Below are 667 nucleotides of genomic sequence, written 5' to 3' on the forward strand. Positions count from 1 at the left end.
AGTAGCGGAGCAGGAAGGACATCTGATGGAAATGGAAGCCACGCAAGCACCTTAAAATCACCATCATACACTAAATCAGTAAGTTGGCAGCATTACCGGTTTTTAACGTAAGGTGAGAGGATTTTTAAGTGTATCCATAGATTAAAAATGACAATGCCTCCAATTAGTTGAATTAGGGGTTATAATACCCGCTTTTAAGGTTCTTTCATGGTCACAGTTAACTTTCATTGCCCCCGTTGCCAGTCCGTTCAGGTTTACCGTCACGGGCAGAACCCAAAAGGACATGATCGATTCCGTTGCCGTGACTGTCACCGGGTGTTTCAGCTCACTTACTGTTACGAGGCCCGTAAACCGGGAGTTAAAAACCAAATCACTGAAATGGCTTCAACGGTGCCGGAGTTCGCGATACTGCCCGTACGCTGAAAATCGGCATCAATACCGTCATACGGACATTAAAAAGCTCCCGCCCCGGCGGATAACATCTGCGCCAGTCGCTCACGCTGATGTTGCCCTTATCTGTGAACTTGATGGGCAGTGGAGCTTCGTTGGCAGCAAGGCGCAACAACACTGTCACGAACGGTGCAATAGTGATCCACACCCAACGCCTGAAATCAGATCCAGGGGGTAATCTGCTCTCCTGATTCAGGAGAGCTTATGGTCACTTTTG

1 pseudogene is annotated in these 667 nt (G+C 48.1%); it reads left to right on the forward strand.

Annotation, left to right across the window (positions count from 1 at the left end):
• Positions 1-207: 207 nt before the first annotated feature.
• Positions 208-568, forward strand: a pseudogene (locus BHE85_RS17785) (IS1 family transposase); the annotation flags it as partial.
• Positions 569-667: the final 99 nt, after the last annotated feature.

It is taken from the genome of Shigella sp. FC1567, assembly GCF_001743015.1.
Lineage (GTDB): Bacteria > Pseudomonadota > Gammaproteobacteria > Enterobacterales > Enterobacteriaceae > Escherichia > Escherichia coli.